37 protein-coding genes are annotated in these 25,186 nt (G+C 47.6%); 34 read left to right on the top strand and 3 right to left on the bottom strand.

Translation table 11 applies throughout. The features are described 5' to 3' along the window. Window positions 1-29 precede the first annotated feature (29 nt). The 33 genes from rplC to hscA all read left to right on the top strand — a co-directional run bounded on the left by rplC (window position 30) and on the right by hscA (window position 19,374). Window positions 30-647, top strand: a complete 618-nt coding sequence (gene rplC, locus FJM65_RS07300) for a 50S ribosomal protein L3 (RefSeq protein WP_140620850.1) — start codon at window positions 30-32, stop codon at window positions 645-647. 1 nt (window position 648) lies between these two features. Beyond that, window positions 649-1,278, top strand: coding sequence for a 50S ribosomal protein L4 (gene rplD / locus FJM65_RS07295; protein WP_140620849.1), 630 nt, complete (start codon window positions 649-651; stop codon window positions 1,276-1,278). Next, window positions 1,278-1,565, top strand: a complete 288-nt coding sequence (gene rplW / locus FJM65_RS07290) for a 50S ribosomal protein L23 (protein WP_140620848.1) — start codon at window positions 1,278-1,280, stop codon at window positions 1,563-1,565. Before rplD ends, rplW begins: the two co-directional genes overlap by 1 nt. A gap of 10 nt (window positions 1,566-1,575) precedes the next feature. Next, entirely contained in the window at window positions 1,576-2,403 is an 828-nt protein-coding gene (rplB, locus tag FJM65_RS07285; RefSeq protein WP_140620847.1) for a 50S ribosomal protein L2, read from the top strand. 3 nt (window positions 2,404-2,406) lie between these two features. Next, window positions 2,407-2,685, top strand: a complete 279-nt coding sequence (gene rpsS / locus FJM65_RS07280; protein WP_025609055.1) for a 30S ribosomal protein S19 — start codon at window positions 2,407-2,409, stop codon at window positions 2,683-2,685. A 2-nt stretch (window positions 2,686-2,687) separates the two neighbouring features. Further along, a complete protein-coding gene (gene rplV, locus FJM65_RS07275; RefSeq protein WP_140620846.1) occupies window positions 2,688-3,080 on the top strand; it encodes a 50S ribosomal protein L22 in 393 nt (130 codons plus the stop codon). 5 nt (window positions 3,081-3,085) lie between these two features. Next, complete coding sequence (gene rpsC / locus FJM65_RS07270) at window positions 3,086-3,841, top strand: 30S ribosomal protein S3 (protein ID WP_140620845.1); 756 nt, start codon at window positions 3,086-3,088, stop codon at window positions 3,839-3,841. Between the two features lie 29 nt (window positions 3,842-3,870). Next, window positions 3,871-4,293, top strand: a complete 423-nt coding sequence (gene rplP, locus FJM65_RS07265) for a 50S ribosomal protein L16 (protein WP_119432720.1) — start codon at window positions 3,871-3,873, stop codon at window positions 4,291-4,293. 1 nt (window position 4,294) lies between these two features. Next, a complete protein-coding gene (rpmC, locus tag FJM65_RS07260; protein WP_140620844.1) occupies window positions 4,295-4,495 on the top strand; it encodes a 50S ribosomal protein L29 in 201 nt (66 codons plus the stop codon). 14 nt (window positions 4,496-4,509) lie between these two features. Then, the gene (gene rpsQ, locus FJM65_RS07255; RefSeq protein ID WP_140620843.1) at window positions 4,510-4,764 is read left to right on the top strand and encodes a 30S ribosomal protein S17; all 255 of its coding nucleotides are present in this window, start codon (window positions 4,510-4,512) and stop codon (window positions 4,762-4,764) included. Window position 4,765: 1 nt separating this feature from the next. Further along, entirely contained in the window at window positions 4,766-5,134 is a 369-nt protein-coding gene (gene rplN / locus FJM65_RS07250) for a 50S ribosomal protein L14 (RefSeq protein WP_025609061.1), read from the top strand. Window positions 5,135-5,152: 18 nt separating this feature from the next. Continuing rightward, window positions 5,153-5,476, top strand: coding sequence for a 50S ribosomal protein L24 (rplX, locus tag FJM65_RS07245; RefSeq protein ID WP_140620842.1), 324 nt, complete (start codon window positions 5,153-5,155; stop codon window positions 5,474-5,476). Window position 5,477: 1 nt separating this feature from the next. Beyond that, window positions 5,478-6,032, top strand: a complete 555-nt coding sequence (gene rplE / locus FJM65_RS07240) for a 50S ribosomal protein L5 (RefSeq protein ID WP_140620841.1) — start codon at window positions 5,478-5,480, stop codon at window positions 6,030-6,032. 2 nt (window positions 6,033-6,034) lie between these two features. Beyond that, window positions 6,035-6,304, top strand: coding sequence for a 30S ribosomal protein S14 (gene rpsN / locus FJM65_RS07235; protein WP_140620840.1), 270 nt, complete (start codon window positions 6,035-6,037; stop codon window positions 6,302-6,304). Between the two features lie 90 nt (window positions 6,305-6,394). After that, window positions 6,395-6,793 carry a 30S ribosomal protein S8 gene (rpsH, locus tag FJM65_RS07230; protein ID WP_140620839.1) on the top strand — a complete coding sequence of 133 codons (399 nt, stop codon included), beginning with the start codon at window positions 6,395-6,397 and terminating at the stop codon, window positions 6,791-6,793. A gap of 14 nt (window positions 6,794-6,807) precedes the next feature. Further along, window positions 6,808-7,362, top strand: a complete 555-nt coding sequence (gene rplF / locus FJM65_RS07225) for a 50S ribosomal protein L6 (RefSeq protein WP_140620838.1) — start codon at window positions 6,808-6,810, stop codon at window positions 7,360-7,362. 8 nt (window positions 7,363-7,370) lie between these two features. Continuing rightward, window positions 7,371-7,718, top strand: coding sequence for a 50S ribosomal protein L18 (gene rplR / locus FJM65_RS07220; protein ID WP_140620837.1), 348 nt, complete (start codon window positions 7,371-7,373; stop codon window positions 7,716-7,718). Between the two features lie 5 nt (window positions 7,719-7,723). After that, window positions 7,724-8,242, top strand: a complete 519-nt coding sequence (rpsE, locus tag FJM65_RS07215) for a 30S ribosomal protein S5 (RefSeq protein ID WP_046310186.1) — start codon at window positions 7,724-7,726, stop codon at window positions 8,240-8,242. 5 nt (window positions 8,243-8,247) lie between these two features. After that, complete coding sequence (gene rpmD / locus FJM65_RS07210) at window positions 8,248-8,427, top strand: 50S ribosomal protein L30 (protein ID WP_046310187.1); 180 nt, start codon at window positions 8,248-8,250, stop codon at window positions 8,425-8,427. 2 nt (window positions 8,428-8,429) lie between these two features. Then, window positions 8,430-8,876 carry a 50S ribosomal protein L15 gene (gene rplO / locus FJM65_RS07205; protein ID WP_140620836.1) on the top strand — a complete coding sequence of 149 codons (447 nt, stop codon included), beginning with the start codon at window positions 8,430-8,432 and terminating at the stop codon, window positions 8,874-8,876. 12 nt (window positions 8,877-8,888) lie between these two features. After that, window positions 8,889-10,205, top strand: a complete 1,317-nt coding sequence (secY, locus tag FJM65_RS07200) for a preprotein translocase subunit SecY (protein ID WP_140620835.1) — start codon at window positions 8,889-8,891, stop codon at window positions 10,203-10,205. A 3-nt stretch (window positions 10,206-10,208) separates the two neighbouring features. Further along, window positions 10,209-10,982: a type I methionyl aminopeptidase gene (gene map, locus FJM65_RS07195; protein WP_140620834.1), complete on the top strand. Its 774-nt coding sequence runs from the start codon at window positions 10,209-10,211 to the stop codon at window positions 10,980-10,982. After that, entirely contained in the window at window positions 10,983-11,201 is a 219-nt protein-coding gene (gene infA / locus FJM65_RS07190) for a translation initiation factor IF-1 (protein ID WP_140620833.1), read from the top strand. It begins immediately after the preceding gene. A gap of 5 nt (window positions 11,202-11,206) precedes the next feature. Then, the gene (gene rpmJ, locus FJM65_RS07185; RefSeq protein ID WP_007654264.1) at window positions 11,207-11,323 is read left to right on the top strand and encodes a 50S ribosomal protein L36; all 117 of its coding nucleotides are present in this window, start codon (window positions 11,207-11,209) and stop codon (window positions 11,321-11,323) included. An 11-nt stretch (window positions 11,324-11,334) separates the two neighbouring features. Then, window positions 11,335-11,712, top strand: coding sequence for a 30S ribosomal protein S13 (gene rpsM, locus FJM65_RS07180; RefSeq protein ID WP_140620832.1), 378 nt, complete (start codon window positions 11,335-11,337; stop codon window positions 11,710-11,712). 10 nt (window positions 11,713-11,722) lie between these two features. Further along, window positions 11,723-12,115, top strand: coding sequence for a 30S ribosomal protein S11 (gene rpsK / locus FJM65_RS07175; RefSeq protein WP_046310192.1), 393 nt, complete (start codon window positions 11,723-11,725; stop codon window positions 12,113-12,115). 22 nt (window positions 12,116-12,137) lie between these two features. Next, a complete protein-coding gene (gene rpsD / locus FJM65_RS07170) occupies window positions 12,138-12,743 on the top strand; it encodes a 30S ribosomal protein S4 (protein ID WP_140620831.1) in 606 nt (201 codons plus the stop codon). 37 nt (window positions 12,744-12,780) lie between these two features. Further along, the gene (locus tag FJM65_RS07165) at window positions 12,781-13,770 is read left to right on the top strand and encodes a DNA-directed RNA polymerase subunit alpha (protein ID WP_140620830.1); all 990 of its coding nucleotides are present in this window, start codon (window positions 12,781-12,783) and stop codon (window positions 13,768-13,770) included. Window positions 13,771-13,843: 73 nt separating this feature from the next. Further along, window positions 13,844-14,374, top strand: coding sequence for a 50S ribosomal protein L17 (rplQ, locus tag FJM65_RS07160; RefSeq protein WP_140620829.1), 531 nt, complete (start codon window positions 13,844-13,846; stop codon window positions 14,372-14,374). A gap of 76 nt (window positions 14,375-14,450) precedes the next feature. Further along, entirely contained in the window at window positions 14,451-15,566 is a 1,116-nt protein-coding gene (gene carA / locus FJM65_RS07155; RefSeq protein WP_140620828.1) for a glutamine-hydrolyzing carbamoyl-phosphate synthase small subunit, read from the top strand. Window positions 15,567-15,586: 20 nt separating this feature from the next. Continuing rightward, window positions 15,587-16,864: a phosphopyruvate hydratase gene (gene eno, locus FJM65_RS07150; protein ID WP_140620827.1), complete on the top strand. Its 1,278-nt coding sequence runs from the start codon at window positions 15,587-15,589 to the stop codon at window positions 16,862-16,864. A gap of 88 nt (window positions 16,865-16,952) precedes the next feature. After that, on the top strand, window positions 16,953-17,252 hold the full coding sequence (locus tag FJM65_RS07145) for an FtsB family cell division protein (protein ID WP_140620826.1): 300 nt from the start codon (window positions 16,953-16,955) through the stop codon (window positions 17,250-17,252). Between the two features lie 256 nt (window positions 17,253-17,508). Beyond that, window positions 17,509-19,374: a Fe-S protein assembly chaperone HscA gene (gene hscA, locus FJM65_RS07140; protein WP_140620825.1), complete on the top strand. Its 1,866-nt coding sequence runs from the start codon at window positions 17,509-17,511 to the stop codon at window positions 19,372-19,374. Between the two features lie 101 nt (window positions 19,375-19,475). Here hscA and FJM65_RS07135 read toward each other — a convergent pair whose 3' ends face one another. Next, window positions 19,476-19,823 (bottom strand): hypothetical protein, encoded by a 348-nt coding sequence (locus FJM65_RS07135; RefSeq protein ID WP_140620824.1) that lies wholly within the window; start codon window positions 19,821-19,823, stop codon window positions 19,476-19,478. 5 nt (window positions 19,824-19,828) lie between these two features. Next, window positions 19,829-20,896, bottom strand: coding sequence for an Ldh family oxidoreductase (locus FJM65_RS07130; protein ID WP_140620823.1), 1,068 nt, complete (start codon window positions 20,894-20,896; stop codon window positions 19,829-19,831). Window positions 20,897-21,109: 213 nt separating this feature from the next. On the opposite strand from FJM65_RS07130, the gene FJM65_RS07125 reads away from it, so the two are divergent. Continuing rightward, complete coding sequence (locus tag FJM65_RS07125; protein ID WP_140620822.1) at window positions 21,110-23,488, top strand: tetratricopeptide repeat protein; 2,379 nt, start codon at window positions 21,110-21,112, stop codon at window positions 23,486-23,488. 741 nt (window positions 23,489-24,229) lie between these two features. Here the strand turns inward: FJM65_RS07125 and FJM65_RS07120 are convergent. Next, window positions 24,230-25,168, bottom strand: coding sequence for a Ppx/GppA phosphatase family protein (locus tag FJM65_RS07120; protein WP_140620821.1), 939 nt, complete (start codon window positions 25,166-25,168; stop codon window positions 24,230-24,232). Window positions 25,169-25,186: the final 18 nt, after the last annotated feature.

The following is a 25,186-nucleotide window of genomic DNA, read 5'->3' as shown; positions in this document are numbered from 1 at the left end:
TATTGTATCCATCTCTAAATAAAAGTTGAATGCCTGGAATTATCGGTAAAAAAATCGGAATGACAAGCCTCTTCACAGCAGATGGTAAATACACACCAGTGACGCTTATACAAGCGGGTCCGTGTGTAGTTACTCAGGTGAAGACGGTTGAGAATGACGGCTACGCTGCAGTGCAGATTGGCTATGGCGACAAAAAGCTAAAGAGAGTAACGAAAGCGGAAGCTGGGCACTATCAGAAAGCAAACACCGCTCCAAAGAAAAAAGTAGCTGAATTTGATGTTGAAGGAGTTTCCTTCAATCTAGGTGATGTAGTAGATACAACACTGTTTGAAGAAGGCGAATATGTAGATGTGGTTGGCACGTCAAAAGGTAAAGGTTTTCAGGGTGTTGTAAAGCGCCACAACTTTGCTGGTGTAGGTGGCCAAACGCACGGTCAGCACAACAGAGCAAGACACCCAGGTTCAATAGGTGCATGTTCTTGGCCATCAAGAGTATTTAAGGGTATGCGCATGGCAGGCAGAATGGGCGGTAACAGAGTAAAGGTTCAGAACCTAACTGTGCTGCGTGTTATTGCTGAGAAAAACCTAATTGTAGTTAGTGGCTCTGTTCCTGGTGCCAGAAATTCTTACGTGTTAATTGAGAAATAAAATGGAGCTCTCTGTATTAAATATTAAAGGTGAAGATACAGGCAGAAAGGTGACTCTTTCTGATGCTATTTTTGGTCTAGAGCCAAATGAGCATGCCATGTATCTTGACGTGAAGCAGTACCTGGCTAACCAAAGACAGGGTACGCATAAGTCTAAGGAGCGTAACGAGGTTGCTGGCTCTACTAAGAAGATTAAAAAGCAAAAAGGCACAGGCGGAGCTCGTGCGGGTAGCTTGAAGTCTCCTGTGTTTGTAGGTGGAGGCCGCGTATTTGGTCCTAAGCCACGCAATTATAGCTTTAAGCTGAACAAGAAGCTAAAGCGTGTTGCCCGTTTATCTGCCCTGTCTCTGTTGGCGCGTGATAACCGTGTGGCTTTGGTTGAGTCATTCTCTATGGAGGCGCCAAAAGCGAAGGAGTTCAGAGGCATTCTGAACAACCTGAAGTCAACAGGTAAAACCCTGGTTGTCCTTCCTGCAGTGGATAAGAACATTGTTCTTTCAGGAAGGAACCTGCCTAAGGTAAAAGTATCAACCGTGAAGGATGTGAATACTTATGACCTGCTTAACACTGAAAAGCTTCTGCTTGTTGAGCAATCAGTAAATGAATTAGAAAACCTCTTTAGCGCGAAATAATGAACGTTCTGAAAAGACCAATTATTACTGAGAAATACGCTGCCTTGAACGAGGTTGGTAAGTATGCTTTTGAGGTAGAGAGAAATGCCAATAAAGTAGAAATCAAGAAGGCAGTTGAGAAGATGTATGGCGTTACTGTTGACAAAGTATCAACGATGCGTTCTATCGGTAAGAAAAAGACTAAGTATACAAAGTCTGGAGCTGTAACTGGCCGTACCTCTCTGATCAAAAAAGCAATCGTTACCCTGAAAGAGGGTGAAGTAATAGACTTTTACAGCGGCATATAATTAAGTTAAAATGGCTTTAAAAAAGTTAAGACCAATAACACCAGGTCAAAGATTTAGAGTAGCCCCAGCGTTTGACGAGATCACGTCGTCTACTCCTGAGAAATCTTTGTTGGCACCCCTCTCAAAATCTGGTGGACGTAACAATTCAGGAAGAATGACCATGCGCTATATGGGCGGTGGTCATAAGCAGAAGTACAGAATCATTGACTTCAAGCGTAGCAAGCACGGCGTTCCTGCTACCGTGAAGACAATTGAGTACGATCCGAATAGAACAGCCCGCATTGCGCTGCTTCACTATGCAGACGGAGAGAAAGCGTATATTATCGCTCCTGCAGGCCTACAAGTAGGAACTGTGGTAAACTCAGGTCCCGGCATTGCGCCAGAAGTAGGAAACTGCCTGCCTCTTTCTGATATTCCTCTAGGTACTATTATTCACAACATCGAGCTTCAGCCAGGTGCTGGTGCTACGCTAGCAAGAAGCGCAGGCTCATATGCTCAGTTGGTTGCTCGTGAAGGACGTTATGCTACGATCAAACTTCCGTCTGGGGAGCTTAGAATGGTGCTGGTAAACTGTTCCGCAACAGTAGGTACTGTTTCTAACGCCGAACACATGAATGTGAATCTCGGTAAGGCAGGACGTAAGAGATGGTTAGGAAGACGCCCACGCGTACGTGGTGTTGCCATGAACCCAGTAGATCACCCTATGGGTGGTGGTGAAGGTAAGTCTTCAGGCGGTCACCCACGTTCACGCAAAGGCCTGTACTCTAAAGGTCTTAAGACGAGAAACAAGAATAAATATTCTGAGAAGCTAATAGTTAATAGAGGTAAGAAGAAATAGTAAATGGCTAGATCATTAAAAAAAGGGCCTTATATTGACTTTAGGCTCGAGAAGAAAGTAACTGTAATGAACGAGGCTGGAAAGAAGTCTGTTATCAAGACTTGGTCTCGTAGATCTATGATTTCTCCGGATTTTGTAGGACACACATTTGCAGTGCACAATGGTAATAAGTTCATCCCGGTTTATGTTACTGAAAACATGGTAGGCCATAAACTTGGTGAGTTTGCTCCGACGAGAAACTTTAGAGGTCATATTGCTAAGAAAGATAAAGGCAAGCGTTAATAATGGAAGCAGTAGCAAAACTTAGAAATGTCCCTACCTCACCTCGCAAGATGAGAATGGTAGCTGACTTAGTACGCGGCAAAAGCGTAGCGAAGGCTCTTGGTATTCTGAAGTTTGAAGCCAATGTTGGTGCAGCCAAAGTTGAAAAGCTTGTGTTATCTGCATTGGCAAACTGGCAGCAGCAAAACGAAGATGCGCGCATAGAAGAAGCCAACTTATACATCAAAACAATATTTGTTGATGAAGGCAAAATGCTGAAGCGTCTTCGTCCTGCACCTCAGGGCCGTGGTTACAGAATAAGAAAAAGATCAAACCACGTGACACTGGTAATCGACAGCATGACCGAGGAGCAGCTAGAGCAGCAGTCAAAGAAATCTAAAAAAGCCAACAAGTAAGAATTATGGGACAGAAAGTTAATCCGATAGGTTTTCGACTAGGTGTTATCAAAGGTTGGGATTCTAACTGGTATGGCGGCAAAGATTTCGCTGAGAAGCTGATCGAAGACGAGAAAATTAGAAAGTATATACTCGCTCGTATTCCTAAAGGCGGTATTTCTAAAATTATTATTGAAAGAACACTTAAGCGCATTACCATCACCATCAACACAGCCAGACCAGGTGTTGTGATCGGTAAAGGTGGCCAGGAAGTAGATAAGATCAAGGAAGAGCTTAAGAAGCTTACGAACAAAGATATTCAAATCAACATCTTTGAGATTAAGCGTCCTGAGCTTGATGCCAAACTGGTTGGTGAGTCAATCGCTCAGCAGCTGCAGGCACGTATCTCTTTCCGTCGTGCTATGAAGCAGGCTATCGCTTCTGCGTTGCGTGTTGGTGCTGAAGGTATCAAGGTGCAAGTTTCAGGTCGTTTGGGCGGCGCTGAAATGGCTAGAACAGAGCACTACAAAGAAGGAAGAACTCCTCTTCACACGCTTCGTGCAGATATTGATTATGCTTTATCTGAGGCACAAACTGTGTACGGTAAACTAGGTATTAAAGTATGGATCTTCAAAGGCGAGGTTTATGGTAAGAAAGACCTTACTCCAAACGCTGGCCTTGAGAGCGGAAAAGGACCTGGTTCAGCCTCTGGCGACAGACGCGGCGGTGGACGCAACAAAAAAGGTGGTGAAGGTGCCCCTAAGCGTAAGCGTCGTCAATAATTAAGTGTTAACATTATAAGTTTTAGAAAATGTTACAGCCTAGAAGGACTAAATATAGAAAAATGCAGAAAGGCCGCGTAAAGGGGTTGGCTCACAGAGGCAGCACTATTGCGTTTGGTTCTTTCGCTATAAAGTCTCTTGAGTCTACTTGGATTACGTCGCGCCAGATCGAGGCAGCCCGTATCGCCATGACAAGAGCAATGAAACGCGAGGGTCAAGTATGGATCCGTATCTTCCCTGACAAACCTATTACGAAGAAGCCTGCAGAGGTTCGAATGGGTAAGGGTAAAGGTTCTCCTGAATATTGGGTAGCTGTTGTGAAGCCAGGTACCATCATGTTCGAGTCTGATGGTGTTCCTCTGGAAGTAGCCAAAGAGTCTTTGAGGCTTGCGGCACAGAAACTGCCAGTTAAAACAAAGTTTGTTGTACGTAGAGATTACGTTGAGAAATAAAATGAAAAATTCAGAGATAACAGCTTTGTCTGCCGAAGAACTGCAGGACAAGCTCAGCGCTGAGACAGCTAATTTGCAGAACATGCGTTTTGCTCATGCTATATCTCCCCTGGAGAACCCAATGAAAATCCGCGAGACGAAGCGACTTATCGCCCGTTTAAAGACAGAAGTTCGTCGTCGTGAAATAACAGCTAACTCTTAATATTGATTAAGATCATGGAGAGAAACCTAAGAAAAGAAAGAAGCGGTAAGGTTGTTAGCAATAAGATGGACAAATCAATTACTGTACTGGTGGAAAGCCGCATGAAGCACCCCATGTATGGTAAGTTCGTTAGCAAATCTACCAAGTTCATGGCGCACGACGAGAACAATGACTGCAACATCGGTGATGTAGTTCGCATTCAGGAAACGCGTCCGCTAAGCAAGAACAAGAAATGGCGTTTAGTAGAAATTATAGAAAGGGCTAAATAAGATGATACAGCAGGAATCAAGACTAAGTGTGGCTGACAACAGCGGTGCTAAAGAAGTTCTTTGCATTCGTGTGCTGGGCGGTACTGGTAAAAAGTATGCTTCAGTAGGCGACAGAATCGTTGTAACTGTTAAGTCTGCCCTTTCTTCTGGAAACGTTAAGAAAGGAACTGTTTCTAAAGCAGTTATTGTAAGAACAAAGAAAGAGGTAAGAAGAAAAGACGGGTCATACATTCGCTTCGACGATAATGCCGCCGTTCTTCTGAACGCAAACAACGAGCCACGTGGTACACGTATTTTCGGACCGGTAGCACGTGAACTTCGTGAAAAGCAATTCATGAAAATTGTTTCGTTAGCACCTGAAGTTCTATAACTATAAATTCAGATTAAAATGAATAAGAAAAAACTTCATGTTAAGACTGGCGATACAGTTAAAGTAATAGCCGGTGACGAGCGCGGCAAGACAGGCCGCATTATCGCTGTAAATGCAGAAAAGCAAAGAGTTACTATCGAGGGCTTAAACATGGTGACGAAGCACCAGAAGCCAAGTGCTCAAAACCCTCAAGGGGGAATTAGCAAAGTAGAAGCTCCTATTCACGCTAGCAATGTTGCGTTAGTTGATCCTAAAAGTGGTGAAACAACAAAGACTGCCAGAAGAAAGAACAGCGAAGGTAAAACAGAGCGTTATTCTAAAAAGACAGGAGAGGTAATCTAAGATGGCAACTACAAGATTAAAAGAAAAATATCAGAATGAGGTAGTGCCTGCCTTGAAAGAGAAGTTCCAGTATAAGAACATCATGCAGGTGCCAAAGATCACGAAGATCTCCATCAACAAAGGTATCGGCGCAGCCGTGGCCGACAAGAAGTTGGTAGATGTTGGAGTGGACGAGCTTACGACTATCACAGGTCAGAAAGCTGTTCCTACTATCGCAAAGAAGTCTGTTTCAAACTTCAAGCTTCGTGAAGGTATGCCAATTGGCGCACGCGTTACCTTAAGAGGCGAAAGAATGTATGAATTCTTAGACCGTCTTTTGACTATAGCTCTTCCACGTGTTCGTGACTTCAGAGGCGTTAACGACAAAGGTTTCGATGGCCGCGGTAACTATACGCTGGGCGTAAAGGAGCAGATCATCTTTCCAGAAATCAGCATTGATAAAATCAAAGCTATTTCAGGTATGGATATCACCTTTGTAACTACAGCTAAAACTGACGAAGAGAGCTACGAGCTTCTAAAAGCATTCGGTATGCCTTTCGCTAATATCAAGAAATAACCATGGCAAGAGAATCAGTAAAAGCTAGAGAGCTTAAAAGAGAAAAACTTGTAGCAAAGTATGCTGCAAAAAGAGCCGAGCTAAAAGCCAAAGGTGATTATGAGGCACTTGATAAACTGCCACGTAACGCATCACCAGTAAGGCTGCATAACCGTTGCAAACTTTCCGGAAGACCACGAGGATATATGAGAAAATTCGGTATTTCTCGCGTTGTTTTCAGAGAGCTGGCGGTAATGGGTAAAATTCCTGGTGTTACAAAAGCGAGCTGGTAATTTTTTAAGAGTCTGATTAAGATTCTTAAAAAGATATTAGTATCTTTGCCCCTCGCTTAGATAAAGCATTCATTATTACATTCATTCATAATGAACACAGATCCAATAGCAGATTATTTAACTAGAGTGCGTAACGCCATCAAGGCGAACCACAGAATAGTTGAAATACCATCTAGCAAAATAAAAAGAGAGATCACTAAAGTATTGTACGACAAAGGGTATATTCAAAGTTATAAATTTGATGATACCTCTGTGCAAGGATCTATAAAAATAGCTCTGAAGTATAACCCGAACACTAAGCAATCTGCTATTGTGAAACTGGAGAGGGTGAGCAAGCCAGGGCTGCGTAAATACACTGGCAGTGAAAACCTGCCAAGGGTTTTGAACGGACTTGGAGTAGCTATTTTGTCTACATCTAAAGGCGTGATGACAGAGAAAGAGGCTAAGTCACTGAATGTTGGTGGCGAGGTGTTATGTTATGTATATTAATAGGAGGATAGACAATGTCACGTATAGGAAAATTGCCAATCGCCCTGCCTAACAATACACAAGTTACCATAGGTGATAATAACCTAATCACTGTTAAAGGTCCTAAAGGCGAACTTACTACTTCTGTAGACAAGGATATGGTTGTGAAGCAGGAGGAGAACTCTATTGTTGTAGAGCGTCCAACAGAGCAGAAGCGCCATAAGGCTATGCATGGCCTTTATCGTTCACTTATCAACAATATGGTGGTAGGTGTAAGCCAAGGATACAAGGAGCAGCTTGAATTAGTAGGTGTTGGTTACAAGGCATCAGTTCAGGGTAAAGTTCTGGAGCTGTCGCTTGGTTACTCTCATAACATTTATCTAAGCCTTCCTGAAGAAGTGGCAGCAACTGCTGTTACTGAAAAAGGTAAGAACCCTATTGTTACGCTGGAAAGCAATGATAAGCAGCTTATTGGTCAAGTTGCTGCTAAAATCAGATCACTGCGTAAAGTAGAGCCTTACAAAGGTAAAGGTATCCGTTTTGTAGGGGAAGTTATTAGAAGAAAAGCTGGTAAGACAGCATCTAAATAATCGTCATCATGTCTACTAATAAAATAAGCAGAAGACTAAGAATAAAGAAAGGTATCAGGAATAAAATTTCTGGCACCTCTGAGAGGCCAAGACTTACGGTGTACAGAAGCAACAAAGCCATCTATGCGCAATTAGTTGATGATACTACTGGTGTGACACTAGCAGCAGCCTCTTCAGTAAAGCTTGATGATGCAAAAGCTAATGTAGAAACAGCTGGAAAGGTAGGTACTGCAATAGCTGAGCTGGCGCTTGCGAAAGGTATCTCACAGGTTGTATTCGATCGTAACGGCTACCTTTATCACGGTAAAGTAAAATCATTGGCAGAAGGCGCTCGTGAAGCTGGCCTTAAATTCTAAAAAATATGTTGAAGAATAATATACGTAGCGTAAAGGCGAGCGAAATCGAACTAAAGGAGAGAGTAGTAGCCATTAACCGTGTAGCCAAGGTTGTAAAGGGTGGTAGAAGATTTAGCTTCGCTGCCATCGTGGTAGTTGGTGATGGCAATGGCGTAGTTGGTTACGGCCTTGGTAAGGCTAACGAAGTAACTGATGCTATTGCAAAAGGTATTGATGATGCAAAGAAAAACCTTGTAAAGGTTCCTGTATATCATAATACCGTTCCCCATGCAATCGAAGGTAAATACTCAGGAGGATTTGTTCTTGTAAAGCCTGCCGCCCCAGGTACTGGTGTTATTGCAGGCGGCGCTATGCGTGCTGTACTGGAGAGTGCTGGTATTAAAGACGTATTATGTAAATCGAAAGGTTCTTCTAACCCACACAACGTGGTGAAGGCTACTTTCGATGCGCTTTCTAAAATGCGTGATCCTCTGGCAGTTGCACAGCAACGAGGTGTTAATTTGCAGAAAGTATTCAACGGATAATTGAAATGGCGAAAGTAACTATCACTCAAGTTAAGAGCATTATCGATAGACCAAAGAACCAAAAGCTTACGATTAAAGCGCTTGGCCTTGGGAAGATAAGCAAATCAGTGTCTGTTGAGTATACTCCTCAGATTGCTGGTATGGTAAAGAAAGTCCACAATTTGGTAGAAGTAAAAGAACAATAATCATGTACTTACAATCTTTAAAACCTGCAGAGGGTGCTGTAAAAACCAGAAAGCGCATAGGTAGAGGTACAGGTTCAGGTAGAGGTGGTACTTCTACTCGCGGACATAAAGGTGCCAAATCTCGATCTGGTTATTCGCAGAAGGCTGGCTTTGAAGGTGGTCAGATGCCACTTCAAAGACGTGTACCTAAGTATGGCTTTAAAAATATCAACCGTGTTGAGTATAAAGCTATCAACTTAGATGTTATTCAGGCTCTAGCTGAATCAACTAACGAGGCTGTTATGAACTTTGATTTTTTCAAAGCGCATGGTCTGGTTCAGAAGAACGATAAAGTTAAGATCTTGGGCAGAGGAGAGGTAAATAAAGCTGTTGAGGTTCATGCCCATGCTTTCTCTGGCACTGCATCATCATCCATTGAAAAAGCAGGCGGTAAAACAGTCGCTCTTTAATTAGTAAGAGGTATGAAGAAGTTTATAACAACACTAAAGAACATTTTTGCTATTGAAGATTTAAGGGTCCGCATCCTTAATACGCTATTCTTCATAGCTATTTTCAGACTTGGTTCTTATGTTGTTTTACCTGGTGTTGATCCTAATTTATTAGAGGCTAATACTGGTGGTATATTCGGTCTGTTAGATACATTCTTAGGTGGGGCATTTAGTAATGCTTCCATCTTTGCTTTAGGTATCATGCCTTATATATCGGCTTCTATCGTACTGCAACTGCTAACCATAGCAGTACCTTACTTTCAGAAAATGCAGAAAGAGGGTGAATCTGGTAGAAAGAAAATCAACCAGATCACTCGCGTTCTGACTATTGTGATTACGCTTGCTCAGGCGGTAGGATTTGTTGCTACCATCAATGCTGAAGCCATAGCAATTAATACAACTCTCTTTACGATCACCTCTATGGTGGTGCTCACTTCAGGCACTATATTCTGTATGTGGCTTGGAGAGAAGATTACTGACAAGGGGATAGGGAATGGTATTTCCATGCTGATCATGATAGGTATTGTGTCCAGGTTCCCAGGTGCTATTATTGCTGAGTTCCTATCCCGACAGTTAAATGGGGCGCTTCTTTTCCTGCTGGAGATCCTTGTTCTTTTCTTAGTGGTGATGTCCGTTGTAATGCTTACGCAGGCTGTAAGAAGAATTCCTGTACAGTATGCCAAGCAAGTAGGTGCTAGTTCTCTTTATAGTGGACAACGCCAGTTTATCCCTTTAAAGGTGAATGCAGCTGGTGTAATGCCTATCATCTTTGCGCAGTCACTCATGTTCCTTCCCTCCATGATTGCTTCAATCTGGTCGGACACAAGTGAGACAGCAAGTTACATCGGTACCACGTTTTCGGATTTTACATCTTGGCAGTATAACCTTGTTTTTGGTTTACTGATTCTGGTCTTCACGTATTTTTACACTGCGATTAGCGTTAACCCTAATCAAATTGCTGACGATCTGAAAAGAAGTGGCGGTTTTATCCCAGGTGTTAAGCCAGGACGTACTACTTCTGAATATATTGACGCAATCTTAACAAGAATAACTTTACCGGGAGCTATTTATCTCGCTTTCGTTGCTATATTCCCATCAATTGCCATGTTGTTTGGTGTAACAAGAGAGTTTTCACAATTTTTTGGAGGCACCTCTCTTATCATTATGGTTGGTGTTGTACTGGATACTTTACAACAAGTTGAAAGCTACTTGCTGATGCGACATTACGATGGTATGATGAAATCTGGAAAGCTACGTGGCAGAACAGAAAATATAGCCATGGTTTCCTAATCAATGATTATTTATAAAACTGAAGAAGAAATTGAGCTGATTCGCCAAAGTGCTTTGATCTTGAGCAAAGCACATGGCGAAATTGCTCGTCATATAAAGCCTGGTGTTGCCACCATTCAATTAGATAAAATAGCTGAAGAATATATTCTTGATAATGGCGGTAAACCCTCCTTCAAGAACTATAATGGATTTCCATTCAGCTTGTGCATCTCTGTTAATTCAGTTGTAGTTCATGGTTTCCCCAGCAACTATGTATTGAACGATGGAGATGTTATATCTGTTGATGCAGGTGTCTACAAAAATGGTTTCCACTCCGATTGTGCCTATACTCATGCTGTGGGGGAAGTAAAGCCTGAAGTGAAGAAGCTTCTTGAAGTAACCAAGGAGTCTCTGTATTTAGGACTAGAGAAAGCCGCAGCTGGAAACAGGCTTGGAGATGTGAGCCATACTATACAGGAACATGCGGAGTCAAATGGCTTTACAGTTGTGCGGGAGTTAGTTGGGCATGGAATTGGTCGAAACCTGCACGAGTCGCCTGAAGTGCCAAACTATGGTAGAAGAGGCCAAGGCGTTAAATTACAGGAAGGGTTAGTTATTGCCGTGGAGCCGATGGTAAATTTGGGGTCACGGCATATTGTGCAGGAGGATGACGGATGGACCATTCGTACAAAAGATAAATTGCCCTCAGCTCATTTTGAACATACTATTGTAGTTCGTAAGGATAAGCCTGAGATCTTAACAACGTTTGATTATATAGAACAAGCTAAAAATTCATAAATGGCAAAACAGTCATCCATAGAGCAAGACGGAACTATCGTAGAAGCATTGTCAAACGCGATGTTTCGTGTTGAACTTGAGAATGGTCACCAAGTTATCGCTCATATATCTGGGAAGATGCGCATGAATTATATCAAGATCCTTCCAGGTGACAGGGTGAAACTGGAAATGTCTCCTTATGATTTAACTAAAGGCAGAATTGTTTACAGATATAAATAAATCCAATGAAAGTTAAAGCATCAGTAAAGAAGAGAAGTGCTGAATGTAAAGTTATCCGCCGTAAGGGGAAGCTTTATGTTATCAACAAAAAGAATCCAAGATATAAACAAAGACAAGGTTAATTATTTTATTTATGGCTAGAATAGCAGGAGTAGATATTCCGGATAACAAGAGAGGAGAGATCGCCCTTACCTATATTTTTGGTATTGGTCGCAGCCTTTCGAAGCAGATTTTAACTAAAGCCGGGGTGGATCTTGACAAAAAGGTAAAAGACTGGACTGAAGACGAGGCTGGTGAAGTTAGAAATATAATTGCTGCTGAAATTAAAACTGAGGGTGTTCTTAGATCCGAAGTTCAGCTGCACATTAAGCGCCTTCTTGATATTGGTTGCTACCGTGGTTTGAGACACCGTAAAGGTCTGCCAGTGCGTGGTCAGAGAACCAAGAATAACTCTCGTACGAGAAAAGGTAAGCGTAAGACAGTTGCTAACAAGAAGAAAGCATCTAAATAATCACTAGATCATGGCTCAGAAAAGAAAAGATAAAGCTAAAAAGCGTGTTGTAGTTGTTGAACCTACTGGCCAAGTACACATCAAAGCTTCTTTCAACAACATTATAATATCAGTAACCAATAACGCAGGACAAGTTATTTCTTGGGCTTCTGCTGGTAAGATGGGCTTCAAGGGTTCTAAAAAGAACACCCCTTATGCTGCACAAATGGCTGCTGCTGACTGTGCTAAGGTTGCTTATGACCTTGGTATGCGCAAGGCAGAAGTTTTTGTTAAAGGTCCAGGAGCAGGTAGAGAATCTGCTATCCGTACTGTGCAAAATACAGGTATCGAGGTAACTACAATCAAAGACGTTACTCCACTACCTCATAATGGTTGCCGCCCTCCAAAACGCAGAAGAGTTTAATTCCATAAAAGAGAAGTAAGAAATGGCAAGATATACAGGTCCTAAAAGTAAAATCTCAAGACGTTTCAATGAAGAGATTTTCGGTCCAAGCAAAGCGCTGAAAAAGAAGAGCTACCCTCCTGGGCAGCACGGCCGTGGTCGTCGTAAGAAACAGTCTGAATATGCTATTCAGCTTGCTGAAAAGCAGAAAGCTAAATATATCTACGGAGTTCTAGAGAAGCAGTTCGCTAACCTGTTCGATAAAGCACATAGAAAAGGTGGTATTACAGGTGAAAACCTGTTAGCCCTGCTAGAGTCTAGATTAGATAATACGGTATACCGTTTAGGTATTGCCCCTACCAGAAGAGCAGCACGCCAGCTTGTTTTACACAAGCACGTTTTAGTTAATGGTGAGATTGTAAACATTCCTTCTTACTCACTTAAAGTAGGAGATGTTGTGGCTGTACGTGAGAAGTCTAAGTCCCTTGAGGCTATCACTACGAGCTTGACTGTGCGCAATGCTCGTCAGTTTAGCTGGTTAGAGTGGGATGCTACTTCGATGGCTGGTAAGTTTGTGTCTACTCCTCAGAGAGACCAGATTCCTGAGAAAATTCAGGAGCAGCTGATCGTCGAGCTTTACTCTAAGTAGGCAGCTTAATCAATTTATAACCTTTAACACTGCAAGTATGTCAATATTAGCATTTCAAATGCCAGAGAAAGTTGTAATGGAAAAAGCCGACGACTTTCATGGTTTATTTGAATTCAAGCCGCTTGAAAAAGGTTACGGAGTAACCATCGGTAATGCTCTGCGAAGAATCCTTCTTTCTTCTTTGGAAGGATATGCTATTACAAGCATTCGCTTAGGTGGTGTACTGCATGAGTTCTCGTCTGTTGAAGGGGTGGTTGAGGATGTGTCTGACATTATCCTTAACTTAAAGATGGTTCGCTTTAAGAAGATAAGCGAAGTCGTTGACGAAAAGATCACTGTTTCTTTCAGTGGACAAGATACTTTCAAAGCTGGTGATATCAACAATTTCACTTCTAGCTTCGAAGTGCTGAACCCAGACCTGGTAATTTGCCACCTGGACACTTCAGTTAACTTTGAACTTGAGATGACGATTCAGAGAGGACGTGGTTACGTTCCTGCTGAAGAAAACAAGCCAACTGAGCAGGTATTCGGTCAGATCGCCATCGACGCCATCTATACACCAATCAAGAATGTGAAGTATAGTGTTGAGAACACCCGCGTAGAGCAGAAAACTGACTACGAGAAACTTGTTCTTGACATACAGACAGACGGCTCTATTCACCCTGAAGATGCGCTGAAAGGTGCTGCTAATATCCTGATTCAGCACTTCATGCTGTTCTCTGACAACACCATGACCTTTGAGACGGCTAAGCCTGAAGAAGAGGAGGCTGTAGATGAAGAACTGCTGCATATGCGTAAGGTTCTGAAGACACCTCTTCAGGATATGGACCTTTCTGTTCGTGCTTACAACTGCCTGAAGGCTGCTGACATTAAAACGCTTGGCGACCTGGTGCAGCTGGATATTGCGGACATGATGAAGTTCAGAAACTTCGGTAAGAAGTCGTTGACAGAGCTAGAGAACCTGGTACAGGAGAAAGGCCTTACCTTCGGTATGGATCTTTCTAAGTATAAATTAGAGGAAGAGTAATATTTAATCCTACGGCATAATTCCCGATCCCGCATAGGTTGATCGACGGTATGCACGTGCACAATTCAAAATAATGAGACACGGTAAAAAAATTAATCACTTAGGAAGAACTGCTTCACACCGTAAGGCAATGTTGTCTAACCTGGCATCATCCCTTATCCTGCACAAGCGCGTTTCTACTACAGTAGCTAAAGCCAAAGCGCTTCGTAAGTATGTGGAGCCTCTGCTGACTAAATCTAAGAGCGACACTACGCACTCCAGAAGAACGGTTTTCGCTTATCTTCAAAACAAGGAGTCTGTAAAGGAACTTTTTGATGAGGTATCTGTTAAAATTGCTAACAGACCAGGTGGTTATACTCGCATCCTGAAGACTGGTTACAGACTTGGTGACAACGCTGAAATGTGTGTGATCGAGCTGGTAGACTACAACGAGGATATGCTGGCTACAACTGGTACTGCAGCTGCAGGTGCCAAGAAAACACGTCGTCGTGGTGGCAAGAAGAAAGCTGAAGGCACTGCAACAGAGGCTAAGGCCGCTGAAGCAACGGAAGCTCCTGCTGCTGAGTCTAACACTGCTAACGAAGAGACAAAAGATGCTGAATAAGCTCTGTTTGTAAATATTTTAAAGGGACATGACGTTAGTCGTGTCCCTTTTTTTATGTTTGTATAAATCTTTACTCATGAAAAAACATACTTCCTCAGAAGCAATCCTATTACTGGAAGACGGTACTGTGTATAAAGGCAAAAGCTTGGGGCGCATCGGCACGTCCGGCGGTGAGCTCTGCTTTAATACAGGTATGACCGGCTATCAGGAAATCTTTACCGACCCGTCTTATTTCGGACAGTTAGTAGTTACTACCGTATCGCATGTAGGCAACTATGGTGTGCAGCACCAAGAAGTAGAGTCTGGCAAAGTGCAGATAAGTGGTTTGGTATGTAAAGAGTTTTCCCATCATTTTTCACGTAAAACTGCTGAAGGCTCACTTCAGGAATACTTTGAAAATGCCGGTGTTGTTGGTATTTGCGAGATTGACACACGAGCCTTGGTGCGGCACATCCGCGATAAGGGTGCCATGAATGCCATAGTTTCTTCTGAAATAACAGATATAGAGGAGCTTCGTAAAAAGTTGGCAGAAGTGCCATCGATGTCCGGCCTGGAGTTATCCTCTAAGGTAAGTACGCCAGAAATATACCACCTTGTACCGGAAGAGGTGAAGTATAAGGTAGCTGTGCTGGACCTTGGCGTGAAGCGCAACAGCCTTAACAACTTTATGCAGCGTGGCTGCGAAGTGAAGGTATACCCATACAACACTCCTTTTGAGGAAATGGAGAAGTGGAACCCGGATGGCTATTTTATATCCAACGGGCCTGGGGACCCGGCTGCAACGCGCGATGCTGTAAAAAGCGTGAAGCAGATACTGGAAAAAGAAAGACCGATGTTCGGTATATGCATGGGGCATCAGATACTGGCGCAGGCCAACGGTATTGCCACCTACAAGATGCACAACGGCCACAGGGGCCTGAATCAGCCGGTGAAGAACCTGCTGACAGGTAAAAGCGAGATCACGAGCCAGAACCACGGCTTTGTTGTGGATATGGAGCAACTCAAGAATCACCCGGAAGTGGAAATTACGCACATCAACCTGAATGATGAAACAGTTGAAGGTATGCGCATGAGAACGAAACCGGCTTTTTCAGTACAGTATCACCCGGAGTCATCGCCAGGGCCGCATGATTCCACGTACTTATTTGATGACTTTATAGCCCTGCTTGAAAAGAGTAAAAACAAAGTATAACTATAGCAAAAAGAGAACTAATGAGCTTAATCACTGACATTAAAGCCAGACAGATCTTCGACTCACGTGGTAACCCCACTGTAGAGGTAGATGTAATGACCGAAACTGGTATCATGGGCCGCGCTGCCGTGCCTTCAGGTGCTTCTACGGGCGTACACGAAGCCGTGGAGCTTCGTGATAACGACAAGGACAAGTACATGGGCAAAGGTGTACAGCAGGCCGTTAAGAACGTGAACGACAAGATCGCGGAAGAACTGGTTGGTTTCCCGGTATTTGACCAGAACCTGCTCGACAAGATCATGATCGAACTGGATGGCACACCGAACAAGGGCAACCTGGGCGCGAACGCTATACTTGGCGTGTCGCTGGCCATAGCGCGTGCCGCCGCACAGGAACTGAACCTGCCGCTTTACCGCTACGTGGGTGGCGTAAACGCCAACACGCTGCCTGTGCCGATGATGAACATCCTGAACGGCGGTAGCCATGCGGATAACGCCATCGATTTCCAGGAGTTCATGATTATGCCAGTGGGCGCTCCTTCTTTCTCTGAGGCGCTCCGAATGGGCTCTGAGGTGTTCCATAACCTGAAGAACGTGCTGAAGAAGAAAGGTCTGTCTACCAACGTAGGTGATGAGGGTGGTTTTGCGCCAAACATCGCTTCTAACGTGGAGGCCATTGAGGTAGTGCTGCAGGCGATAGAGGCTGCCGGCTACAAGCCAGGCGACGACTTCATGATCGCTATGGACGCGGCCAGCTCTGAGTTCTATGATGCTTCTTCCGGTAAGTACCACTTCAAGAAGTCTACAGGCGATAAGCTGTCTTCTTCCGACATGGTGAGCTATTGGGCTGAGTGGGTGAATAAGTACCCGATCATCTCGATTGAGGATGGTATGGCCGAGGACGACTGGGCAGGCTGGAAAGAACTGACCGAGAAGGTGGGGGATAAGTGCCAACTGGTAGGCGATGACCTGTTCGTGACGAACGTGGAGCGCCTGCAGCGCGGAATCGGCGAGGGTGTGGCCAACTCTATACTTATCAAAGTGAACCAGATCGGTACGCTGACGGAGACAATCAACGCCATTAACCTGGGCATGCGCCACGGCTATAAGAGCGTGATGAGCCACCGTTCGGGCGAGACTGAGGACAACACCATTGCCGACCTGGCGGTGGCCTTGAACACCGGTCAGATCAAGACTGGTTCGGCTTCCCGTTCAGACCGTATGGCCAAGTATAACCAGCTGCTCCGCATCGAGGAGGAGCTAGGCGAGGTAGCCTACTTCCCGGGCAAGAAGTTCTAAAATACCATTTGCAAAAAATAAATTTTGTAAGGCTGTGGGTTATAAAACTCACAGCCTTATTTTTGTAGATACACCTTAGTCCACAGTTATGATACAGCGCATCCCCAAAATATTCAGGAACTTCTATTTTATAACCTCCTTTCTGTTTTTGGTGTGGATGCTGTTCTTCGACTCCAACGACTTTGTGACGCAGTACCAGATGCGTGCGCAGCTAAGCGAGCTGGAGCGTGATAAGGAGCACTACCTGGAGAAGATGGCCGAGGTGGAGAAGGACCGCAAGGAGCTGATGGGCAACCCGGAACTACTGGAGAAATTCGCCCGCGAAAAATACCTGATGAAGCGGCCGAACGAGGATGTGTTCATCATTGTGCCGACGGAGGAGGAATAGGAGGTATAGTTAAGAGTTGGCATCGCTGCTCTGAAGTATAACTCAATCGATCCCCCACGATGGCGCAAGCGTCCGCTTGTGCCTTACCAGCTTATAGACACTAAAACTTAGGCAGCATCAGCTGCACATTTAATACTTCAAGTATAAACCCAACGAACCTCATCCCCCTCAAAACAAATCCCTCCCCAAATAATTTGTAACTTTGTAGTATAGCGCCGCTGCCGGTTGGCGGCGGGCTCACGTAAATACAGATACTATGGCAAAAGTTGCAATAAACCTTTCTACCGGAGCTCTTCAGCAGGAAGAGGTGATTGTAGGTATAGATTTAGGCACGACCAACAGCTTGGTGGCCTACATCCATCCTGAAGATAAAAAGCCGATCGCGATCAACGACCAGGGCCGCGGTACCATTGTGCCGTCGGTGGTGCACTTTACGCAGCAGGGCGATACCATTGTGGGCACGGAGGCGAGGGATTACCTGACCACGGATCCGGCCAATACCATCTACTCCGTAAAGCGCCTTCTGGGCAAATCTTATAGAGACCTAGGCGAGCATAAAGACTATTTCGGCTACAAGATCATCGATGATGACTCGGAAGGGCTGGTGAAAATACGGGTGAAGGACAGGTTCTATTCCCCAATAGAGCTGTCGGCGGAGATACTAAAGGAGCTGCGCGAGCGGGCGGAGCACTCTCTGAAAACCCCTGTAAACCGCGCCGTGATTACCGTGCCGGCCTACTTTAACGACTCCCAGCGGCAGGCTACCCGCGATGCTGGCAAGCTGGCCGGGCTGGAAGTACTGCGCATCGTGAATGAACCTACTGCGGCAGCCTTAGCTTATGGCATCGGTATAGACCCGAACGAGGAGAAAACGGTGGCGGTGTATGACCTGGGCGGTGGTACGTTTGATATTTCCATACTTAGCATCCACCAGGGCATTTTCGAGGTACTCTCCACCAACGGCGATACCTACCTGGGCGGCGATGACTTCGACCGAGCCATTATCAACCACTGGATTCAGAACAACGAGCTGATCGCTGATACCGTGAACCAGGACAAGCACTTGTCGCAGGAGCTGCGCCTGAAGGCGGAGGAGGCGAAGAAGGCGCTGAGTTCGCAGGAAGTATACACCAGCACCATCAACGGCAAGATTGACTGCCACCTGGAGCGCCATACCTTTGAGACGCTGATCGCGCCGATTGTGGCCCGCACGATGGAAAGCTGCCGCATGGCCATGGCCGATGCTAAGCTGCAGCCGGAGCAGATCGATGCCGTGATCATGGTAGGCGGCTCTACGCGCGTGCCGATGGTATATGAAGCGGTGTCGGAGTTCTTTGGCAAGCCAGCCAACAACCAGCTGAACCCGGATGAGGTGGTAGCCCTAGGCGCTGCCATCCAAGCCGATATACTTGCCGGTAACCGCAAAGATATCCTGTTGCTGGACGTAACCCCTCTCACGCTAGGTATTGAAACCATGGGTGGCCTCATGGACCCGATCATTCCACGCAACTCTAAAATACCAACTAAAGCCGGCCGCCAGTACACTACCTCTGTAGACGGGCAGGTGAACATGAAGATTTCGGTTTACCAGGGAGAGCGCGATGTGGTGAAGGAGAACCGTAAGCTGGCCGAGTTCGACCTGAAAGGTATACCTGCCATGCCTGCCGGTTTCCCGAAGGTGGACGTGAACTTTATACTTAACGCCGACGGCATCCTGAAAGTGGAGGCGGTTGAACTGCGCTCCGGGGTGCGCCAGGAGGTGGAGGTGAAGCCGCAGTACGGCCTGACCGACCAGCAGGTAGAGCAGATGCTGATGGACTCCATCACGCATGCCAAAGATGACGTGGCCGCACGTATGGTGATCGAGGCCCGTACAACGGCCGAGCAGATGCTGTACCAGGTGGAGCGCTTCGTGGAGAAGAATGGCCAGCACCTGACGGAGGAGGAGATCAACCTGACCCGCGAGAACGTGCAGAAACTGAAGGACGTGCTGGCAGCCGGTGGTGACAAAGACGCGATCTATGCCGCCATAGACAGGCTAGAGGAGCAGACCAGCCCGTTTGCCGAGCGTGTGATGCAGATCTCTATCAAGCAGGCCATGGCCGGTAAAAAGATAGAGTAGAAAGTATAACGTGGTCCGGGAAGTATAAACCCGGGGCTGCAGCAAGTATAAAGCAAAAGCGCTGGCTATACTTTAGCCAGCGCTTTTGCTTTCATCAAGCCTTATCTTTCTATCGCCTGCAGCACAAACTGCAGCAGGTTAAAGTTGAAGTATAGCAGCGTAACAGCCACAATCACACCCACCATCACGTTGGCGTAAGGGCTATCCTCCTCCCGCACCTGCCGCACACCCCAGTATACATAGCTAACCAGCGCCAGCAGCGCATAGAGTAGCAACAGCACCGGGATGGCCAGCAGCACCTCTACTGAGGAAAAACGCCAGAAGTAGTTCAGCCCCAGCCAGAATAGATTCAGCGCCCAGGCTACCACCAGCATCAGCAGGCTGCGCTTACCGGAGGGCAAGCCGATACTTCTGAAAAACCGTGCCGCTGCCGTGCCTCCCGCTTTCATGCCTTTTATAGTTTAATGCTAAAGCGCTGCGCCAGGCTTTCCAGGTCGCGCTCTACGGGCGGCAATAGCGGAATGCCCTGAATCATACGTATTTCCTCCGTCACGCGCTCCGGGTCGCCGGGGATGAGGACGGCTCTTTCGCCGTTCACCACGTTTGCCGCACGGAAGGCGCCGATCCAGTTATCCATGTGTTGCTTAAACTCTTTGGCCGGGCGGAAGGCATCCACACGCATCGCTCCTAAAAAGTGGCCGATACCTTCTCCGGGCAGGTTTTCGGCTACGGGCAGGAAGGCCACAAACGGCGGCACCCACGGGCCATAGTTCGCCCCGGATAGCACCGCTGAAAGTATATCCACCACAGCCGACAGCGCATAGCCCTTGTGGCTGCCATGGTCGCGGTCGGAGCCGAGCGGCAGCAGCGCACCGCCGTCTTTCAGCTCATTCGGGTTCGTAGATTCATGGCCTTCTTTCGTCTGTATCCAACCGAGCGGTGCCTTTTTCTCCTTGCGCTGCAGGATCTCCAGCTTACCGTTGGCGGCAGCGGCCGTGGCTAAGTCGGCTACAAAAGGAGGCTGGTTACCGGCGGGCACCGCCACAGCAATCGGGTTGGTGCCCAGCATGCGGTCTGTGGAGAAGGTCGGGGCCACCAGGGGCGAGGCGTTGGTCATGGCAATGCCGATCATGTCCTCTTTCAGAGCCATCATGGCGTGGTAGCCGGCAATGCCAAAGTGGTTCGAGTTCTTCACGGATACCCAGCCGGAACCTACCTGATCAGCCTTTTGCTTGGCAATGGCCATGGCACGCGGCGCTACCACCAGCCCCAGGCCAGCGTCGCCGTCAACGGTGGCGGTGCTTGGCGTTTCGTGCACCACGCGGATGTTTGGAGTAGGGTTGATGCGCCCCGCCTCCCACAGCCTTACGTAGCCGCTCAATCGGGCCACGCCATGCGAGTCTACGCCGCGCAAGTCAGCGGAAAGAAGGACCTCGGCGGCCAGGCGGGCATCCTCTGCCGGGCAGCCCATGTGCAGGAATACCTCCTGCGTAAAGTCGAAAAGATGTTGGTATGGATACATGATCGCGTCTTCTGTTAAGAGTGGCAAATTAAGAAATTATCAAACCAAAGCCTTAGCTTATACATGGCTTTGCGAATGAGTACTTCCAATCATATTACTATAATTTAGAGGCTGTTCACCCAAAATATTTCATTTTTTATATACTTTAAGGGCTGATTTCTTAAAACTGGAACAAGCTTTGCCTTGGCCACAGAAAACCAAGCACCCACTCCCATGAAAAAAGCTATACTCTTTTTTGCCGTTGCCCTCGCCAGCTTTGCCGTTGAGGCGCAGAATAAGCTAGTGTTTGAGGAGAAAACCGCCGAGGCGTATGTGCTAAAGTATGGCACCGGCTCCGGCAGCAGCCAGGCACAGCTCAACAGCATCATTAACATACTAACCCAAAACCAGGTAACCACCCGCAACGGCCGGCCGCCACGCAAACCGGAGTTTGCACTTCGCTTCGAGCAACAGGCCCAAATTACCGACACCGGCGACAAGCTGCAGCTAAAGGTGCAGGTGGCAAAGGTGCAGGTAAGCGGCAGCACCGATTACAAAGGCTTTGAAATTGGCGATGCCCTGTTGCCGGACAAGTATAAAGCCAAGGTGCAGCTGTTGAATGCCCAGGACAAGGTAGTGCAGGTATACGACCGTACCGTGACTATAAAGCCAAACGGTGTGGCGCTGTTGCAGGAGCAGCTACCTGACACCGCCGCCAACCAAAGCTATAAGCTGCAGGTGGTGGAGGAGCAGGTGGAGTTTACTGCCGCGGATGTGCAGCAACTGCGGGAGCAGTTGGGTTTGGTGCGTGCCTATTATGCCGCCGATGACCGGGTGCTGCAGGCCCTGAAGGAAGTAGCGCTGGTGCGTCCGGATGACATAGACCGCCTGCCGCTGCAGGACCGCAAGCTGCACGAACTGGAGGAGCAGTATGAGTTCCTGAAAAAGGAGAACTATACCGAAAAGCTCCACCTGAAGCAGCAGGACCCGCAGCGCCTGAAGTATAAAATGGAGCAGCTGCAGCAGGTGTTGCAGGAGCGGCGCAAGGCGGTAAACTATACGCTGGCTACCATCCACGAGCATTTCTATAACCGCGGCTTAAGTTTGCTGAACAACGGAAACGCCTTGGTGGCGCAGACATATTTTGTCAAGTCGGTGGAGGCGAACCCGAACTTTGCCCCGGCCCACGTGCAGCTGGCTCGCATCGACCTGATGAACGGCTACATCCGGGAGGCCACCAACCGCATCCGCGACGTGCTCACCCGCATGCGCATAGACCCGCAGACCGAGCAGCTGGCGCAGTTGCTGGCGCAGGATATCTTTGCAGCCCAGGTTAACGAAGGCAACCGCTTTACCACTCGCGGCGAGTATAGCAGTGCTTTGGAGGCTTACGCCGAGGCCCGCGACCTGTGCAGCACCATCGGTGGTTTGCGTTGCAACCTGCAGGCTTTAAACGATGGCGAGGCCCGGGCGGCGAACGGTGTTTATAGAAGTATGGTGGAGAGCGGCAAGCAGTTGCTGTCGCGCAACGATTTGCAGGAGGCGGAGCGGTTGGCGCAGGAGGCATTGGGCTTTCAGCGGGAGTATGATTACGTGCTGCACAACGCCACCGAAGCAGGTGATTTGCTGGACCAGGTGAAATTTCACTACTACCTGGGTTTTATAGAGGAGGGCAAGCGTTTCCTGGCGCAGCAGAACCACCGCGCGGCGCTGGGGCAGTTTGAGGAGGCGCTGGCGCTGGAGCAGCGGTATACGTTCAGGCCGATGCAGGAATTGCGGCAGCTGTCGCAAAAGGCAGCCAAGCCGGTGTTGCTGGCCATGCTGACGGATGGATATGAGCAGGCGATGCAGAACAGGCTAGGCACCGCCCGCCAGACTGCCGCTGATGCTACGGCCATGCAGGAGCGCTTCGCGCTGGTGCAGGACGCGGAGGTGCAAAGCAAGTATAAATTACTGCGCGAGCGCATCTTTACCCAGGAGTGCATCAACACACAAACCACTTACGACAAGCATTACCAGAACGCGCAGGCGCTGGTGCGGGAGAAGAAGTTTATCGCGGCCGCCCAAGCATATGAGGCTGCCATCAGCGCAGCAGAGGGTATGGCCGAGTGCGGCGTGGCAACTTTTACGGCTACAGACGGCAGAACTGCCATTGCCGCAGCCGCCAATTACCAGCGCAAACTGGAGGAAGCCAACCGCCTGATTAGTGGAAAGAAGTATAGCGAAGCCATTTTGCAGTACGAAACCGCCCGCTCCTACTACCTGTCGCAGCAGGTAAACAAGTATGGGCTCGATCACATCTCGCTCTTCAACTTTGCAGTGAAGCACCCGGACCAGCCATTCACGGCAGCTGTGGTAGGTTTTTATGCGAATGAGGGGGAGGAGCAGGCTTCTATCCAGCTGTTGTCGTTGTTGCTGGAGAAAGGATACCGCAAAGGCAAAACCAGAAAAGTGCAGCAGCAGCTAGGCAAGCAGCTGGCGCTGAAAGATGTGCAGCAGGGGCAGACAGGAGAAGCAAAAATTCTGTCTGTAAAGTATAGCCAGAATAACCGTGATCTGAAAAAGCTGAAAAAGGCTTATGAGAAAGAGCGGAAGCGACTGGGGAAAAGGTAAGTAGTGGGGGTTTCGGGTTTTATACAGCTTCTCTGGCGCAAGCGTCCGCCTTATCTTGTCCCATATCTTTTCTGGAAATGGGGTTTTAGCGTTTAGGACTCTACAGCAAGAGTAGCATCAGCCTTTTGGCGGGCTCCGCAGGGGTGTTTAAACCTGCTCAGAAGGCTGTAGATGCTAACTCTGCCGCTTTTTTACAACCTAATAGTCCCTCAAAGAGGTAAACCCTGTCCCTATTCGTCCTAAAGGGGCCGAAACTGAAAAAGATATGGGACAAGATAAGGCGTCCGCTTGTGCCGCTCTCTAATAGCCGCTGCTTTCTGCACCCTGAACCAAGTTATTCTTTCTAGCTACGGCTCGTCCTCAGTCTTACAAGCGTCCTTTTCCATAGCTGGCTTTGGCGCCCTCCCAGGCCGGGAGGCCTCGCCTTCGGGCATCGCGCTGGGAGCTTTTCCTGCCCTCGTGCCTCGGGCTGCCTCGCCTCCGGCTCGTCACCGGAAAAACTCGCATAGGCGCTCAACCCAAAGGCTGGGATCAAGTTCGATAGCCACGGCTGACGGAGCTTGAACCAAGTCCCCCTTTGAAGGGGGTAGGGGGATGATAATCGATCCTGAGTTATTCCCCTCTCGGGAGGGGCAGGGGTGGGTTTACAACTGCAGGTGCTCCCTCTCCTGTTTTTAGGGGAGGGTTGGGGTGGGGTAAAAGGGGTAGGGGCAGTTGGATTTTATACTTGTAGGCAACTACTTACTCCCGCCTCTGCAGCATCTCATACAGCACCCCTTCTTTCAAAGCATAAGACGACACCCGAATCTCCTGCAGGTTATACTTCTGCAGCACGAAATCCACGGCTATACTTGCCAGCACGATCATGTCTACACGCATTTCCAGCATGCCGGGGATAGTGAGGCGCTCGTCGTGGTTTTTGCGGAGCAGGTCGTGGTGGATGCTGTAGTAGTCTGCGATGCTGATGCTGGAAGCCGGCGGTATACTTTGCTGGCGCGAGGTGTCGCCGTGGCGGAGGGCGTTGATGTCGCAGATGGTATCGAAAGTGCCGGAGGAGCCGACGAGAATGGTTGGTTTATACTTGGCCACGGCCTCGGTGAGGGGCTGCAGGCGCTCGTCCAGGTATGCTTTCTCGGCGGTTATACTTTTGGCGGGGATAGGATCTGCGGTGAAGAACTTATCCATGAGGCGCTGCGCCCCCAGCTCAAAGCTCTGTTTCCAGAAGATCTCGTGCTGGTTGCAAAATATAAACTCCACGCTGCCGCCGCCAATGTCCATAATCATAGCGGTTTGCTCGTCCAGCACGCCGGCGAAGCGCACGCCGTAGTAGATTAGCTCGGCCTCGCGGGCTCCGTTTATTACCTCTACCTGTATGTCGGTTTGCTTGAAGATGTCCTTTACAAAAGCATCGCCGTTGCTGGCGTTGCGCACCATGCTGGTGGCCATAGCCCGCACCGTTTTCGCTCCAAACTCATCTATAATCTTGCGGAATTCGCGCAGGGTTTTCAGGGCACGCTCCGAGGCCTCAGCCGTAATAGCTCCGTTGCTGATGCCGCCCTGCCCCAGCCGCACAGGCACTTTAGTCTTATAAAGCTCCGTAAGCTGGCCCTGTTCACCCACCTCCGTTACCAGTAGGTGAAAGGTGTTGGTGCCCATGTCGATTAGTGCGAGGCGGTTCATGCAGATTGTTGGTTGTTA

It is taken from the genome of Pontibacter mangrovi (genome assembly GCF_006385705.1).
Taxonomy (GTDB): domain Bacteria; phylum Bacteroidota; class Bacteroidia; order Cytophagales; family Hymenobacteraceae; genus Pontibacter; species Pontibacter mangrovi.
Note: the sequence above shows the minus strand (reverse complement) of the source record. Positions and strands in the feature narration are given on the sequence as shown.